Origin of the sequence: Polaromonas sp. YR568, assembly GCF_943371715.1 — a bacterium.
Taxonomy (GTDB): Bacteria; Pseudomonadota; Gammaproteobacteria; order Burkholderiales; family Burkholderiaceae_C; genus Polaromonas.
Genome location: NZ_CALRVW010000008.1, coordinates 60,756 through 74,925, shown reverse-complemented (window position 1 = coordinate 74,925; position 14,170 = coordinate 60,756). Strand labels below are relative to the sequence as shown.

The following is a 14,170-nucleotide window of genomic DNA, read 5'->3' as shown; positions in this document are numbered from 1 at the left end:
CATGAACGCATCCAAATTCTTCGCTGTTGCCGCTCTTGCCACTGTTGCCTCTTTCGGCGCCCACGCTGACGAAGCCGACGGTTCGCAGTTTGCCGTCCAGTTCAACTCGACCCGCTCCGTGGCTGAAGTGCGCGCCGAAGCCGCCAGCAAAGTGAAAACCCACAGCCAGGAGCCTGCCGGCTCCCGCGTGGCAGCCACCGTGCAGTCTTCGACCGACCGCGCCACCGTGCGTGCACAAGCGGCCGACGCTGTCCGTCTGGGCCAGATCCCACGCGGCGAAGCCAGCTACATGTAATGGCTGCAGGCTGGCCGGGTTTCCGGCCGGCTGACTCACCACCGCCCGGGCTCCGGCCCAGGCAGTGGGTGAATTTCAGGAATATGAAAAGCCCCGCCAGTCTCCGGACTGGCGGGGCTTTTCGCCTATCCGGCCCCCTCCAGGGATTGTTCAGGTCCCCGACAGCAAAGCCGCATTGCCTCCCGCCGCCGTGGTGTTCACGGTGACAGTCTGTTCGGCGCAGAAGCGGTAGAGGTAGTGCGGGCCGCCGGCCTTGGGGCCGGTGCCACTGAGGCCTTCGCCGCCGAAAGGCTGCACGCCGACCACCGCGCCAATCATGTTGCGGTTGATATAGATGTTGCCCACATGCGCGGCCGCGGCCAGCGCCTGCGCGCGCGAGTCGATGCGGGTCTGGATGCCCAGCGTGAGGCCGTCGCCGAGGGCGTTGATCTGGGCCATGACTTTTTGCGGCTCGCCGCCCCAGCGCACGATCTGCAGCACAGGACCGAAGATTTCGTCTTTCACTTCGGTCAGGCTGCTGACTTCAAAGGCGCTGGGCAAGACCTGATTCGCTATTGAATCAGGAGCATTCTGCGCCCGACCAGCAAGGGCTGGAAGCACTTTTGACGTTGAACCCAGGCGTTGCAGGTGGCGCTGGATATTGTCAAACGCCTCGCGGTCGATGACCGGGCCGACGTCGGTGGCCAGCTCCGCCGGGTCGCCCACGGCCAGCTCCTGCACCGCGCCCCGGAGCATGGCCACCACCTTGTCGGCAATGCCCTCATGCAGACACAGCAGGCGCAGCGCCGAGCAGCGCTGGCCGGCCGAGCGGAAGGCGCTTTGCACCACGGCATCGACCACCTGCTCGGGCAGGGCGCTGCTGTCAACCAGCATGGCGTTGATGCCGCCGGTCTCGGCGATCAGCGGAACGATGGGCCCGTCCTTGGCGGCGAGCGCCCGGTTGATGATTTTGGCCACCTGGGTGGAGCCGGTGAACACCACGCCGGCAATCCCCGGCGCCGCCACCAGCGCCGCACCGACAGTTTCGCCGGGACCGTGCAGCAACTGCAGCGCGCCTTCGGGCACACCGGCGGCGTGTAGCAGCTTCACCGCTTCCCAAGCCACACCCGGCGTCTGTTCGGCCGGTTTGGCCAGCACCGCATTGCCGGTGGCCAGCGCGGCGGCCACCTGGCCAGTGAAAATCGCCAGCGGAAAATTCCAGGGGCTGATGCAGACCCAGACGCCACGTGCGGTCAGGCGCAGCTCGTTGGTTTCGCCGGTCGGCCCCGGCAAGGCGATGGGCGCCATGATGCGTTCGGCTTCATTGGCGTAGTAACGCAGGAAGTCAATCGCCTCGCGCACTTCCGACACCGCGTCGCCCCAGGTCTTGAAGGCTTCCTTGACCAGCAGGGCGCAGAAGGCGGGCATCTGTTGCTGCAGCGCATCAGCGGCGCGGCGCAAAGTGGCAGCGCGTTCGGCCACATCTATCTTGCTCCATTTTTGATAGCTGGAGGCGCCTGTCTGTACTGCGCTTGCGGCCAATTTGGCATCGAACTCCGGCACCCCAGGCACCTGCACCGTCGTGAAGGCAGCGAACAGCGGCGCACGCATGCTCTCGACTGTGAGGTCCAGCCCCTCGCTGTTGGGGCGGCCGGGGCCGTAGAGAAGAGGCGGCAGCGGCAGGGACGACTCGGGCGCCATGTGCAGCGGCGAGGTCAGCAGCTGGTCCATGCCCACCGACTCGTCGGCAAGCTGGTGCACGAACGAGGAGTTGGCGCCGTTTTCCAGCAGGCGGCGCACCAGGTAGGCGAGCAGGTCGCGGTGGGCGCCCACGGGCGCATAGACGCGGCAGGCGATCTGCGGGTTTTTCAGCACCTCACGAAAAATGCCTTCGCCCATGCCGTGCAGCCGCTGCAGCTCAAAAGTTGATGCGGCCCCCACGTTCGTCACTTCGTGTACGTCACTGCCCCCCGAGGGGGCTGTGCTTGCTTGGGGCGGCCCTGCGCGGCGCACGTCCGCATTGCGCGCCGCCATCTGGATGATCGCAGCGATGGTGCCAGCGTTGTGGCCGGCAAACTGCGGGTAGATCGCATCGGGCGCGGCCAGCAGGGCCTGCGCGCAGGCGAGGTAGGACACGTCGGTATGGTGTTTATGGGTGAACACCGGGTAGTGCGGCAGGCCCAGCTCCTGCGCACGCTTGATTTCCGAATCCCAGTAGGCGCCCTTGACCAGGCGGCACATGAAACGCAGCCGGTAGCGGCGGGCCAGGGTGATGACATGGCTGATCAGCTCCAGCGAGCGTGTCTGGTAAGCCTGCAGCGCCAGGCCGAAACCCTGCCACTGCGGTTGCTGCTGCGCCACCAGGGCGGCCAGGGCTTCAAACACGTCCAGCGAAAGTTCGAGCCGGTCCACCTCTTCGGCGTCAATGGTCAGGTTGATGTTGGCCCGCGCCGCCAGTTCGCACAGGCCCCAGACGCGCGGCACCAGCTCGGCCAGCACGCGCGCGTGCTGGGTCTCTTCGTAACGCGGGTGCAGCGCGCTGAGCTTGATGGAAATACCGTCGTTTTGCTCACAGGCGCCCGTTTTGTCTGCGCGGGCAGCTATGGATTCAATAGCATGGGTGTAGCTGGCGAGATAATGCAGAGCGTCGGCATCGGTGCGCGCGCCCTCGCCCAGCATGTCGTAGCTGAAACGCAGGCCGGGAGTGTGTTTTCTGGCACCATCGGCCTCCTTCATCGCCTCGCCGATGTTCTGACCCAGTACAAACTGCCGGCCCAGCAACTGCACGGCCCGCAGGGTGGCGGCCACCACGGTGCGCGCACCGAGCTTGCTCATGATGCTGCTCTGGCCGTCTTCAGGCAGAAACTTCTTGGACAGGGCGATGGCCGAGGCCGACAGGCGGGCCATCATGGCGTCGCTGGCGCCGTCAAAATCGGCGCGGCCGAGCTGGTCGGCGGTGAGCGCAATCGCGGTCTCGGCATCGGGCACCCGCAGCAGCGCTTCGGCCAGACGCATCAGGGCCAGGCCCTCGGCGCTTGAAATCGGGTACTCCTTGAGCAGGCTTTCCATGGCCCAGAAGGGCGGCGGGTTGTTGCGCACGGCTTGCACCCAGGGCCGGGCCAGAGGTGCGGCGGCGGCCCAGTCCAGCGCCCCCGCCAGCGCCTGCAAATGCCGGGCGACGATGGCGGCTTCGGGTCGGTAGGGCAAAGGAAGGCGAGGCTGTTGCGGCATGAAAATCTCCGTGAACTGGTGAATCACGCCATGTTCTCTGGATTTCAGGAGAATTTCACGCTAAATTCTGCAACTAATTCTGAATAATTAACTACATGACCGAAGCCCAGACAGACATCGACCGCATCGACCTGAAGATTTTGAGCGTGCTGCAGCAGGACGGGCGCCTCTCCAACCTCAAGCTGGCCGAAGCGGTGGCGCTCTCGCCCACGGCCGTGCTGGCGCGTGTGCAGCGGCTCACGCGTGACGGCTACATCCTGGGTTACGAGGCGCGGCTCAACCCTTTGAAGCTGGGCGCCGGCATGCTGGTGTTTGTCGAGGTGCTGCTGGACCGCACCACGCCGCATGTGTTCGAAGCCTTCAAGGCCGCGGTGCAGGTGTACCCGCAGATCATGGAATGCCACATGGTGGCCGGCGGTTTTGACTACCTGCTCAAAACCCGCATGGCCGACATGGCGGCCTACCGCGACTTTGCCGGCAACGCGCTGTGGCAATTGCCCGGCGTGCGCGAAACCCGCACCTACGCGGTGATGGAGGAGGTCAAAAACACCACGCAATTGCCGCTGGGTGTCTAAACTTGCAGGTCAGGTCTTTTTTGTCTCTTTTTTAACCGGAGGCGCTCATGGCTTATTTGTCGGTCAAGCAGTTATTCGTCGCCAGTGCGTCGGCACTGGGTACCTTGTTGCTGGCGGCGCCACCGGCCCTGGCGCAAAACCTCAAGCCGGGGTTGTGGGAGATCAACAACAAGATGCAGTCCAGCTCGGGCCAGATGGAAAAAGCCATGGCCGAGTCGCAAAAGCAGATGGCCGCCATGCCACCCGAGCAGCGCAAGATGATGCAGGACATGATGGCCAAACAGGGCCTGTCCATGGGCCCCGGTGCCGGGGGCAACATGGCGGTAAAAATTTGCATGACCAAAGAAATGGCGGAGCGCAATGAGCTGCCCGCCCAGCAGGGCGACTGCAAGACCACGAATTCGCCGCGATCGGGCAACACCATGAAGATGAGCTTTGCCTGCACCCAGCCGCCGTCCAGCGGCGAAGGCACGGTGACCTTTGTCAGCCCCGAGGCCTACACGATGAAGATGACCATGAAAAGCATGATGCAGGGCAAGCCGGAAACCATGACCATGGACGGCGGCGGCAAGTGGCTGTCGGCGGACTGCGGAAACATCAAGCCGCTGGCTGTGCCCAAAAAATAGGCAGCGCGAACACCGCGGTCTCTCTCCCCTACAAGCAGGGGCCGCGGATCTGGCTTCGCCAGTCCGCAGGCGCAGCGGCCCCCTCGGGGGGCAGGGCGCTACACGCAGTGAGCAACCGTGGGGGCTTATCTAGCGCCAAAGATAGCGGTCCCGACGCGCACCATGGTGCTGCCGGCATGAATGGCCGCTTCCAGGTCGGCCGTCATGCCCATCGACAGCGTGTCCATCACCTGCGGCAACACACCAGAACGATTGATCTGGTCAAAAAGATCTGCAGCCCTTTGGTGGACAGCGCAGGCAGCTACAAAATCAGGAGCAGGTTCGGGAATCGACATGAGGCCGCGCAGCTGCAGCCGTGGCAGCCGCGCGACCTCGGCCCCGAGCGCCTGGGCGTCCTGCGGCGTCACGCCGGACTTGGAGGCCCCGCCGTCGATGTTGACCTGCAGGCACACCTGCAGCGGCGGCAGATGCGGCGGGCGCTGCTCGCTCAGGCGCTGGGCAATCTTCAGGCGGTCCACCGACTGCACCCAGTCGAAGTGTTCGGCGACCAGCCGTGTCTTGTTGCTCTGGATGGGGCCGATGCAGTGCCACTCCGATGGGCGGGAGAGCGGCAAGCCAGGGTGATCGGCTTCCCACGCGCGCACTGCCAATATCTTGTCCACCCCCTCCTGGATGTAGTTCTCGCCGAACGCGCGTTGCCCGTCGGACATGGCCTCGATCACCGCATCGGCACCGAAAGTCTTGGACACGGCCAGCAGGCGCACGCTGGCGGGGTCGCGTCCGGCAGCGACACAGGCCGTGGTTATACGGTCACGGACGAGTTGGAGGTTGCGCACAATCATGGTCATAATCCAAATGTAAACTTTTCAGGAACCCCGGGATGGACATTACCCAACTGCTGGCTTTTAGCGTCAAGAACAAGGCGTCTGACTTGCATCTATCGGCCGGCTTGCCGCCCATGATCCGGGTGCATGGGGATGTCAGGCGCATCAATGTCGACCCGCTGGACCACAAGCAGGTGCATGCCATGGTGTACGACATCATGAACGACACCCAGCGCAAGAACTACGAAGAATTCCTGGAGATCGACTTCTCTTTCGAGATCGACGGCCTGGCGCGTTTCCGCGTCAATGCCTTCAACCAGAACCGCGGCGCGGGCGCCGTGTTCCGGACCATCCCTTCCAAAATCCTGACGCTGGAGCAGCTGGGCGCGCCGAAAATTTTCGGCGACCTGGCGATGAAGCCGCGCGGCATGGTGCTGGTCACCGGTCCGACCGGTTCGGGCAAATCGACCACGCTGGCAGCCATGGTCAACTACCTCAACGAAACCGAGTACGGCCACATCCTGACGGTGGAAGACCCGATCGAGTTCGTGCATGAATCCAAGAAATGTCTGATCAACCAGCGCGAGGTCGGCCCGCACACGCTGAGCTTCAGCGCGGCGCTCAAGTCTGCGCTGCGTGAGGACCCGGACGCCATCCTGGTCGGCGAGATGCGCGATCTGGAAACCATTCGCCTGGCCATGACGGCTGCGGAAACCGGCCACCTGGTGTTCGGCACCTTGCACACCTCCAGCGCCGCCAAAACCATCGACCGGATCATCGACGTGTTCCCGGCCGAGGAAAAAGACATGATTCGCGCGATGTTGTCCGAGTCGCTGCAGGCGGTGATTTCGCAGACCCTGTGCAAGACCAAGGACGGCCAGGGCCGCGTCGCCGCGCACGAGATCATGCTGGGCACCAGCGCGATCCGCAACCTGATCCGCGAGGCCAAGGTCGCGCAGATGTACTCGTCCATTCAGACCGGCAACAGCGTAGGCATGCAGACGCTGGACCAGAACCTGACCGACCTCGTCAAGCGCAACGTCATTTCCGCCGCTGAAGCGCGCGGCAAGGCAAAAATCCCCGAGAACTTCCCCGGCTGAACATGTTGCCCCCACGGTCGCTCACTGCGTGTAGCTCCCTGCCCCCCGAGGGGGCCGCTGCGCCTGCGGGCCGGCAAAGCCGGACTCGCGGCCCCTGCTTGACTGTAGAGCCCGCTGGGACTGTCACGCCACCATTGAATCAATAAACAGGACAAGTCATGGAACGCGACCAGGCCAGTAAATTCATCAACGACCTACTCAGGCTGATGGTCAGCCGCAACGGCAGCGACTTGTTCATCACCGGCGACTTTCCGCCCGCGATGAAGGTCGACGGCAAGGTCACCAAGGTCTCGCCACAGCCGCTCAACGCCGGCCACACGCTGGCCCTGGCGCGCGCCATCATGAACGACAAGCAGGCGGCCGAGTTCGAACGCACCAAGGAGTGCAACTTCGCGATCTCGCCGCCCGGCGTCGGGCGCTTTCGCGTCAACGCCTTCATCCAGCAGGGCAAGGTCGGCATGGTGATGCGGGTGATCCCGGCCGTGTTGCCGACCATCGACGGCCTGGGTGTGCCGCAGGTGCTCAAGGACGTGGTGATGTCCAAGCGCGGCCTGTGCATCCTGGTGGGCGCCACCGGTTCGGGCAAGTCCACCACGCTGGCCGCGATGGTGGACTGGCGCAATGAAAACTCCTACGGCCACATCATCACCATCGAAGACCCGGTGGAGTTTGTACACCCGCACAAGAACTGCGTGATCACCCAGCGCGAAGTGGGCCTGGACACCGACAGCTGGGAAGCCGCGCTGAAAAACACCCTGCGCCAGGCGCCCGACGTGATCCTGATGGGCGAGGTGCGCGACCGTGAAACCATGGAACACGCCGTCGCCTTCGCCGAAACCGGCCACCTGTGCCTGTGCACGCTGCATGCCAACAGCGCCAACCAGGCGCTGGACCGCATCATCAACTTCTTCCCGGAAGAGCGCCGCGCCCAGCTGTTGATGGACCTGTCGCTGAACATGAAGGCCATGATTTCCCAGCGGCTGGTGGTCAAGCAGGACGGCAAGGGCCGCTTCGCCGCCGTGGAAGTGATGCTCAACACGCCGCTGATTTCCGACCTGATCTTCAAGGGTGAGGTTTCCGAGATCAAGGAGATCATGAAGAAAAGCCGCAACCTCGGCATGCAGACCTTCGACCAGGCGCTCTTCGATGCGTTTGAAAGCAACATGATCACCTACGAAGACGCGCTGCGCAACGCAGACTCCGTCAACGACCTGCGGCTGCAGATCAAACTCAACTCGCAGCGCGCCAAGACGCAGGATCTGGCGGCCGGCACCGAACACATGTCCATTGTCTAGGGCTACTGCGCAGGCTTCATGCGTTGTTGGTCGGTGCTCGCAATCCTCACGTACCTGAAGTACGTTCCGGTTGCTGCGCGCCGCCCGCCTAGCCTGAAGCCCGCTCGCTACGCCCCTCCACCTCTTTTACCTTCTCACAGACCATGAGCAATACCAACCCCAAAACCTACGAACCCGCCCCGTCCCGCCAAGTCGCCTTTCTCGGCCTGGGCGTCATGGGCTACCCGATGGCGGGCCACCTCGCGCTGGCCGGCCACCAGGTCACTGTCTACAACCGGACTGCTAGCAAATCAGTAGCATGGTGCGCAGAATACGCGGGCACCCAAGGCCCCAAACATGCCGCAACGCCGCGTGAAGCGGCGCGCGGCGCCGACATCGTTTTTTGCTGCGTCGGCAATGACGACGACTTGCGCGGCGTGACGCTCGGCCCCGACGGCGCCTTTGCCGGCATGCAGCCGGGCGCCATCTTCGTGGACCACACCACCGCATCGGCCGACGTGGCCCGCGAGCTGTACGCCGCCGCCCAGGCCCTGAAGCTGCAGTTTGTCGACGCCCCAGTCTCGGGCGGCCAGGCGGGCGCGCAAAACGGCGCGCTGACCGTGATGTGCGGCGGCGACGCGGCGGCCTTTGACGCCGTCAAGCCGGCCGGCATGGCATTTTCCAAAGCCTTCACACTGATGGGCGCCAGCGGCGCCGGCCAGCTCACCAAGATGGTCAACCAGATCTGCATCGCCGGGCTGGTACAGGGTCTGAGTGAAGCCATTGCTTTCGGCCAGAAGGCCGGCCTGGACATGAACCAGGTGCTGGACGTGATCGGCAAGGGCGCCGCGCAAAGCTGGCAGCTCGACAACCGTGGCAAGACCATGGTGGCCAACAAGTTCGACTTCGGCTTTGCCGTGGACTGGATGCGCAAGGACCTGGGCCTGGTGCTCGACGAAGCCAAGACCAATGGCGCCCGCCTGCCGGTCACGGCCCTGGTGGACCAGTTTTACGGCGACGTGCAGGCCTTGGGCGGGCAGCGCTGGGACACCTCCAGCCTGATCAAGCGGTTGAAGTAGCCCCCACGCTTGTCGCTTCGCGTACTGAGCTGCCCCCCGAGGGGGCGCTGCGCCTGCGGGCCGGCGGAGCCGGACCCGCGGCCCCTGCTTGAAAAGAGAAGCGCCCCCGTCAGCTGCCCGGCGCGCGGGCCGGCGTTGCTGCTGGCTTGGCGGCGCCCGGCTGCAGGCTGCGCAGTTCGTCCTCGCTGATGATCTCGAGAATGCGCACCACCTTCTGCACGCCGCGGGCGCCGCGCACGATTTCCGTTGCGCGATCGGCTTCGCGCTGCGTCACACGGCCCATCAGGTAGACGGTACCGCGCTCGGTGACCACCTTGAAGGCGTTGGCATAAATGTCGCTGGAGTCGATCAGCAGGGCTTTCACCTGGCCCGTGATCAACACGTCGGAGGAGCGCTGCACCAGCGTCGGGCTGTTGATGATGGCCAGCTCATTGACCACGGAGCCCACGTTCTCCACCCGCGACACCACCTGCTCCACCAGCTTTTTGTCCTGCTCGTTGAGGACTTCACCGGTCAGCAGCACCTGGCGGTTGTAGCTGGTCACGCTGACCCGCGCCCGGCTGCCGATGTTGTCGCGCAGGCGGGCCATGGCACGCAGCTCGATGCCCTCGTCTTCGAGCTGGGCGCCCGAGGTGCGGCGGTCAATGGCCACCAGCGCGCCAGCCGCCGCGCCGCCCAGAACCAGCGGGAAGCAGGCGCTCAGGCTGCTGCCCACCAGGGCAGCGGTGCACACGGTCAGCAAAAGCCGTTGGTACGGTCGCAGGGATCCGGACATGGTTTTGACGGTCATTTAAGTGTTCTCCTGGTCACCAAGTAATTGGGCATCCACGCCATCACAAATACAGTGAAGGGCCAGCAGATGAACTTCCTGAATGCGTGCCGTGCGGTCGTGCGGCACGCAGATGTGCACGTCGGTCTCGCGCAGCGCGGCGCTCATTTTTCCGCCGCTTTTGCCGGTCAGTGCCACCACGGTCATCTCGCGCTCATGGGCCGCCTCGATGGCCGCCAGCACATTGGCCGAGTTGCCGCTGGTGCTCAGCGCCAGCAACACGTCGCCGGCACCGCCTAGCGCGCGCACCTGCTTGGAGAAAATCACGCTGAAGTCGTAGTCGTTGGCGATCGCCGTGAGGATGGAGCTGTCGGTGGTCAGCGCAATGGCGCCGAGCTCGGGCCGCTCGCGCTCGAAGCGTCCGACAAATTCGGCCGCGAAATGCTGGGCATCGGCCGCCGAGCCGCCATTGCCGCAGGCCAGCACCTTGCCGCCGCTGGTGACGCTGGCCAGGATGGCCTGCACCGCTGCCGCAATCGGCTTGGACAGGATTTGCGCCGCCTGGTACTTCAGGTCGGCACTGTCGATGAAGTGCTGTTCTATACGTTGTTCGAGCATGGGTCAATGATACCGGGTCGGATTTTCAATCTGCGCCGCGCAGACCCTCCGGCCCGCAAGACGCAATGCATGGTTACAAAATGGGGACGAAACCGCCCTGCGCAAGCGACTCAGTCGGCCTCGAAGGCGCCGCGCAGCCATTCCACGGCCACCGTGTCGGGTGTGTCCAGCCGGCCCTGCACCGTGACCACGTCAAAGCGACAGGGCGGCAGGCTGGCAAACCGCATCAGGAAATGCCGGGCGGCAAAAATGATGCGCCGCTGCTTGACGGCGCTGACGCTGGCCGCCGCCCCGCCATGCCCCATGCTACGGCGCTGGCGCACTTCGACAAACACCAGGGTGCCGTCGGGGGCGCGCATGACCAGGTCCACCTCGCCGCCGCCGCGGCCGGGGGTCCGATAATTGGACTCGACGAGCTTCAGCCCGGCGCGCCGCAGATGCGCCAGTGCCAGCGACTCCGCCTCATCCCCCAGGCGCTTGGTGGTAATCTGGCCGGGCTGCTCCGCTGCGTCAGCGCTGACGCCAACTGGCGGCCCTTTTTCAACCTGTTTTCTGGAAAACCACATTGAACGCTTCCTTTGACCTGGCCCTGCCCGCTGCGCGCGCTGCGGCAGGCATGCAGCATTATCCCGAAGCTGCGCTGTATGTGGTGGCCACGCCGATCGGCAACCTGTCGGACATCAGCCTGCGCGCGCTGCATGTGCTGCAGCTGGTGCATGCGATTGCCTGCGAAGACACCCGGCATACCCAGCCGCTGCTGCGCCAATACGGCATCGACAAGCCGCTGCTGGCCGTGCACGAACACAACGAAGCCCAGGCGGCGCAGCTCGTGATCGAACGCTTGCAGCGCGGCGAACGCGTCGCCTATGTCAGTGACGCCGGCACTCCTGCCGTCAGCGACCCGGGCGCGCGCCTGGTGGCGGCCGTGCGCGCCGCCGGACTGACCATCCTGCCGCTGCCCGGCGCCAGCAGCGTCACCACCGCGCTGAGCGTGGCCGGCATCAGCGGCGGCTCGGGGTTTGTGTTTGCCGGCTTCCTGCCGTCCAAGGCGATGGAGCGGGAGCAGGCGGTGCAGGCATTGCAGGCCGACGCGCGTGCGGTGGTCATTCTTGAGGCGCCGCACCGCATGGAAGCGCTGGCGCGCGCGATGGCGCCGCTGGGCAGCCGGCTGGTCACGGTCTGCCGCGAGCTGACCAAGCAGTTTGAGGAAATCGCCACGGTTGCGGCGCAGGACCTGAGCGCCTGGCTGGCCGCCGGCCCGCAGCGCACCCGCGGCGAATTTGCGCTGGTGCTGCACCCCGGCGAGGAGGCGCGGGCCAAGGACGACGGCCACCGTGTCCTGCAGTTGCTGCTGGCCGAGTTGCCGCTCAAAACCGCCGTCAAACTGGCCGCCGACATCACCGGTGCACCGCGCAATGAGCTGTACGAAGCCGCCCTGCAGCTGAAAAAAGCCTGAGCTCCGGGACTGTCTGGCTGCTAGTCGCGCGGTTCCGGGTCATTGCGAAACTCCATGCCCGGATGTGCTCTCTGAACCACCTGGTTGCCGTCCAGATAGACCCAGTAGAAGAGGTCCTGCAGGTCGTACCAGCGGTAGGTCAGGATGTCGCCCGGCCAGGAGGCCACGCGATCGACAAGGGCGGGGCGCCCAAACTCGCGCAACACATCGTCACGCGTCCACTTGCCCACTTCTATGCGCGCAAAATCCCTGGCATTGAGAACCTGCCGGACGCTGGACACGCGGCCCGAAGCATCGAGGTCCACCATGAAGGCGAACTGGCCGGTGGGCTGGCCGGAGTATTGCAGGCGCGTGCCCTGGGGGATCGCCACCACGGCACCGGGTGGGCCCAGGCGCGCCACCACATCGCCCTGCGACATGCCCGGCTGGACGGCACTGAAGGGATGAAGCGCGCAGCCACCGAGCCAGAGCAGGCTGGCCACTAGAACAAACAGAAGCTTGGGCAATCGCATGGCAGGTCCTTGGGTTGAATGGCCGCTGTGTTTGTTATACACCGCCCCGGAATGCAGGATTCGACAGCCCCGGGGTGCGGCGGTTCCCCGCGCAGCGACAATCGTCACCTATGGACAACAAGCCCCACGCTCCCGCCACCGACCGCAACCGCGACCCCATCCTGAGCGTGCTGCGCGAGCGTTTTGCCGACCGGCGTTCAGTGCTCGAAATTGGCAGCGGCACGGGCCAGCACGCGGTGTATTTCGCGGGCGCCCTGCCCTGGTTGCGCTGGCAAAGCTCGGACGTCGCCGACCATCTGCCGGGAATACAACTCTGGCTCAATGAAGCCGGGCTGCTCAATACCCCCGCGCCCGTCGCGCTGGACTTGCGCGAGGACTGGCCCGATGTGTCGTTTGACGCAGTGTTCAGCGCCAACACCCTGCACATCATGGGCTGGCCAGAAGTGCAGCGGCTGTTCCAGGCACTGGGCCGGCACATGCCGCCGGGCGGGCTGCTCACGGTGTATGGCCCCTTCAACTACGGCGGCCGCTTCACCAGCGACAGCAATGCCGCCTTCGATGCCTCCCTGCGTGCCGGCAACCCCGCCAGCGGACTGCGCGATGTCGAAGCGGTCCATGCCCTGGCGGCCACGGCCGGCCTGCAGCTGGTGGAAGACCGCGCCATGCCGGCGAACAACCGCTGCATCACCTGGCAGCGTCGTCCGGACAAGTTCTAAAGAGCCTAAAGAGCCCTTGCCTCGACCTGGCCCGGTCGCAGCGAATACCGGTTGCCCGCATCCAGGCGTTCCACCTGGACACGCGCGGCGCGGTTGCCATACACCGAGGCCTTGAGCCATTCGCACTCCGACTGCAACTGCGCCTCGTCGCCGAGGCGGGTGTGCCACACCCGGTGTTCCCCGTCCCAGCGGTAGCCCCTGGCCTTGAGCAGATCCTTGGCCTCGAAGGGCGCGGCGGTCGCCTGCAGCCGGTAGCTGGGCCTGGCCGCGACAGACAGCAGCTGTGTCAGCCCCGTCTGTCCGGACACCGGAAGCGGGCTGGCCAGCACCGCCAGCAGCGCGTGGCAGTCCATCTCGGCGCGGTGCGCATCGTAGAACCAGCCGAGTTCCAGCGCCAGCTGCGTGAGTTTGGCCGAGCCGCGGCCCTCTTTTTTCCAGTCCAGATCGGCAAACGAACAGGCCCAGGGCAATTGCGCAAATTGCGCCAGCCGGGCCTCGACAAATGGGCGGTCGAAACCGGCGTTGTGGGCGATTACCAGATCGGCACCGGCCAGCATGGCCGCCACCCGCCGCTCGTCGAGCTTGTGGCCGCGAACCATGTCATCGCTGATGCCGGTGAGCTCCTGGATTTCGGGCGGAATCGGCATGCCCGGGTCTTCGAGGCCGTCATACACATCGACGGTGCCGACCGGCAGGCCGGTGGCCAGATCCACATCGACCCGCAGCAGCGCCAGCTCCATGATGCGGTCCCGCGATGCGTCCAGCCCGGTGGTTTCGGTATCCAGAATCAGAAGCCGCGTGACCCGCCCCCCGGACGGGTGCGCAAACTGCTGCTGCACAGGCAGGCGCCGCAGCACGCGGTAATCGGCATGCCGCTCCAGCGCCAGCGCCATCGCTTCCGGTGAAAGCGGCTCCAATGCAGGAGCAAGAGGAACGATTCGGGCTTTGCGGGTTTTGGTTGAAACGGGCGCGGCCACGAGGGGCGCCGCGTCGTCAAATCCGAAGCCCAGCTGGTCCGCAAAAAGTGCGCGACCGTCTGACTCGGTGTTCATGTGTCACTCCAGGTCCATGGGGCACGGGGTCATGCATGGCCGGAGGCAGACATGACCGACTGAC

Annotated in this window: 15 protein-coding genes; 8 read left to right on the top strand and 7 right to left on the bottom strand. The window is 65.1% G+C overall.

The window, feature by feature from the left end; genetic code table 11:
- Position 1 precedes the first annotated feature (1 nt).
- Complete coding sequence (locus tag AAG813_RS08165) at positions 2-295, top strand: DUF4148 domain-containing protein (RefSeq protein WP_341913734.1); 294 nt, start codon at positions 2-4, stop codon at positions 293-295.
- 150 nt (positions 296-445) lie between these two features.
- Here AAG813_RS08165 and AAG813_RS08160 read toward each other — a convergent pair whose 3' ends face one another.
- Positions 446-3,505: an L-glutamate gamma-semialdehyde dehydrogenase gene (locus AAG813_RS08160; RefSeq protein WP_341913732.1), complete on the bottom strand. Its 3,060-nt coding sequence runs from the start codon at positions 3,503-3,505 to the stop codon at positions 446-448.
- A gap of 95 nt (positions 3,506-3,600) precedes the next feature.
- Here AAG813_RS08160 and AAG813_RS08155 point away from each other — a divergent pair, with 95 nt between their 5' ends.
- Positions 3,601-4,080 carry an Lrp/AsnC ligand binding domain-containing protein gene (locus AAG813_RS08155; protein WP_341913730.1) on the top strand — a complete coding sequence of 160 codons (480 nt, stop codon included), beginning with the start codon at positions 3,601-3,603 and terminating at the stop codon, positions 4,078-4,080.
- Positions 4,081-4,127: 47 nt separating this feature from the next.
- On the top strand, positions 4,128-4,706 hold the full coding sequence (locus AAG813_RS08150; protein ID WP_341913728.1) for a DUF3617 domain-containing protein: 579 nt from the start codon (positions 4,128-4,130) through the stop codon (positions 4,704-4,706).
- A 125-nt stretch (positions 4,707-4,831) separates the two neighbouring features.
- Here AAG813_RS08150 and AAG813_RS08145 read toward each other — a convergent pair whose 3' ends face one another.
- Positions 4,832-5,554 (bottom strand): YggS family pyridoxal phosphate-dependent enzyme, encoded by a 723-nt coding sequence (locus AAG813_RS08145; protein WP_341913726.1) that lies wholly within the window; start codon positions 5,552-5,554, stop codon positions 4,832-4,834.
- Positions 5,555-5,586: 32 nt separating this feature from the next.
- Here AAG813_RS08145 and AAG813_RS08140 point away from each other — a divergent pair, with 32 nt between their 5' ends.
- The 3 genes from AAG813_RS08140 to AAG813_RS08130 all read left to right on the top strand — a co-directional run bounded on the left by AAG813_RS08140 (position 5,587) and on the right by AAG813_RS08130 (position 8,983).
- Complete coding sequence (locus AAG813_RS08140; RefSeq protein WP_300536927.1) at positions 5,587-6,630, top strand: type IV pilus twitching motility protein PilT; 1,044 nt, start codon at positions 5,587-5,589, stop codon at positions 6,628-6,630.
- A 158-nt stretch (positions 6,631-6,788) separates the two neighbouring features.
- On the top strand, positions 6,789-7,925 hold the full coding sequence (locus AAG813_RS08135; RefSeq protein ID WP_341913723.1) for a PilT/PilU family type 4a pilus ATPase: 1,137 nt from the start codon (positions 6,789-6,791) through the stop codon (positions 7,923-7,925).
- 143 nt (positions 7,926-8,068) lie between these two features.
- Positions 8,069-8,983 carry an NAD(P)-dependent oxidoreductase gene (locus AAG813_RS08130; RefSeq protein ID WP_341913721.1) on the top strand — a complete coding sequence of 305 codons (915 nt, stop codon included), beginning with the start codon at positions 8,069-8,071 and terminating at the stop codon, positions 8,981-8,983.
- A gap of 109 nt (positions 8,984-9,092) precedes the next feature.
- Here the strand turns inward: AAG813_RS08130 and AAG813_RS08125 are convergent, their stop codons facing one another.
- From AAG813_RS08125 to AAG813_RS08115, 3 genes are all read right to left on the bottom strand, one after another.
- Positions 9,093-9,758 (bottom strand): BON domain-containing protein, encoded by a 666-nt coding sequence (locus tag AAG813_RS08125; RefSeq protein ID WP_341913887.1) that lies wholly within the window; start codon positions 9,756-9,758, stop codon positions 9,093-9,095.
- A gap of 15 nt (positions 9,759-9,773) precedes the next feature.
- A complete protein-coding gene (locus AAG813_RS08120; RefSeq protein WP_096669309.1) occupies positions 9,774-10,370 on the bottom strand; it encodes a phosphoheptose isomerase in 597 nt (198 codons plus the stop codon).
- A gap of 110 nt (positions 10,371-10,480) precedes the next feature.
- The gene (locus AAG813_RS08115) at positions 10,481-10,936 is read right to left on the bottom strand and encodes a YraN family protein (RefSeq protein WP_341913718.1); all 456 of its coding nucleotides are present in this window, start codon (positions 10,934-10,936) and stop codon (positions 10,481-10,483) included.
- Positions 10,937-10,986: 50 nt separating this feature from the next.
- Here AAG813_RS08115 and rsmI point away from each other — a divergent pair, with 50 nt between their 5' ends.
- Complete coding sequence (gene rsmI / locus AAG813_RS08110) at positions 10,987-11,826, top strand: 16S rRNA (cytidine(1402)-2'-O)-methyltransferase (RefSeq protein WP_341913885.1); 840 nt, start codon at positions 10,987-10,989, stop codon at positions 11,824-11,826.
- Positions 11,827-11,846: 20 nt separating this feature from the next.
- Here the strand turns inward: rsmI and AAG813_RS08105 are convergent, their stop codons facing one another.
- Entirely contained in the window at positions 11,847-12,338 is a 492-nt protein-coding gene (locus AAG813_RS08105; protein WP_341913716.1) for a hypothetical protein, read from the bottom strand.
- A gap of 110 nt (positions 12,339-12,448) precedes the next feature.
- Between AAG813_RS08105 and AAG813_RS08100 the strand changes: the two genes are divergently transcribed.
- A complete protein-coding gene (locus AAG813_RS08100; protein WP_341913714.1) occupies positions 12,449-13,054 on the top strand; it encodes a DUF938 domain-containing protein in 606 nt (201 codons plus the stop codon).
- A 5-nt stretch (positions 13,055-13,059) separates the two neighbouring features.
- Here AAG813_RS08100 and AAG813_RS08095 read toward each other — a convergent pair whose 3' ends face one another.
- Positions 13,060-14,106 carry a 3'-5' exonuclease gene (locus AAG813_RS08095; protein ID WP_341913712.1) on the bottom strand — a complete coding sequence of 349 codons (1,047 nt, stop codon included), beginning with the start codon at positions 14,104-14,106 and terminating at the stop codon, positions 13,060-13,062.
- Positions 14,107-14,170: the final 64 nt, after the last annotated feature.

What these genes read in the sequence shown, in the direction of transcription:
- AAG813_RS08115 (WP_341913718.1), bottom strand. Translation starts at nt 10,936, where the DNA reads ATGTGGTTTTCCAGAAAACAGGTTGAAAAAGGGCCGCCAGTTGGCGTC.
- AAG813_RS08125 (WP_341913887.1), bottom strand. Translation starts at nt 9,758, where the DNA reads ATGTCCGGATCCCTGCGACCGTACCAACGGCTTTTGCTGACCGTGTGC.
- AAG813_RS08165 (WP_341913734.1), top strand. Translation starts at nt 2, where the DNA reads ATGAACGCATCCAAATTCTTCGCTGTTGCCGCTCTTGCCACTGTTGCC.
- AAG813_RS08145 (WP_341913726.1), bottom strand. Translation starts at nt 5,554, where the DNA reads ATGACCATGATTGTGCGCAACCTCCAACTCGTCCGTGACCGTATAACC.
- AAG813_RS08155 (WP_341913730.1), top strand. Translation starts at nt 3,601, where the DNA reads ATGACCGAAGCCCAGACAGACATCGACCGCATCGACCTGAAGATTTTG.
- AAG813_RS08140 (WP_300536927.1), top strand. Translation starts at nt 5,587, where the DNA reads ATGGACATTACCCAACTGCTGGCTTTTAGCGTCAAGAACAAGGCGTCT.
- AAG813_RS08105 (WP_341913716.1), bottom strand. Translation starts at nt 12,338, where the DNA reads ATGCGATTGCCCAAGCTTCTGTTTGTTCTAGTGGCCAGCCTGCTCTGG.
- AAG813_RS08135 (WP_341913723.1), top strand. Translation starts at nt 6,789, where the DNA reads ATGGAACGCGACCAGGCCAGTAAATTCATCAACGACCTACTCAGGCTG.
- AAG813_RS08130 (WP_341913721.1), top strand. Translation starts at nt 8,069, where the DNA reads ATGAGCAATACCAACCCCAAAACCTACGAACCCGCCCCGTCCCGCCAA.
- rsmI (WP_341913885.1), top strand. Translation starts at nt 10,987, where the DNA reads ATGCAGCATTATCCCGAAGCTGCGCTGTATGTGGTGGCCACGCCGATC.
- AAG813_RS08120 (WP_096669309.1), bottom strand. Translation starts at nt 10,370, where the DNA reads ATGCTCGAACAACGTATAGAACAGCACTTCATCGACAGTGCCGACCTG.
- AAG813_RS08100 (WP_341913714.1), top strand. Translation starts at nt 12,449, where the DNA reads ATGGACAACAAGCCCCACGCTCCCGCCACCGACCGCAACCGCGACCCC.
- AAG813_RS08095 (WP_341913712.1), bottom strand. Translation starts at nt 14,106, where the DNA reads ATGAACACCGAGTCAGACGGTCGCGCACTTTTTGCGGACCAGCTGGGC.
- AAG813_RS08150 (WP_341913728.1), top strand. Translation starts at nt 4,128, where the DNA reads ATGGCTTATTTGTCGGTCAAGCAGTTATTCGTCGCCAGTGCGTCGGCA.
- AAG813_RS08160 (WP_341913732.1), bottom strand. Translation starts at nt 3,505, where the DNA reads ATGCCGCAACAGCCTCGCCTTCCTTTGCCCTACCGACCCGAAGCCGCC.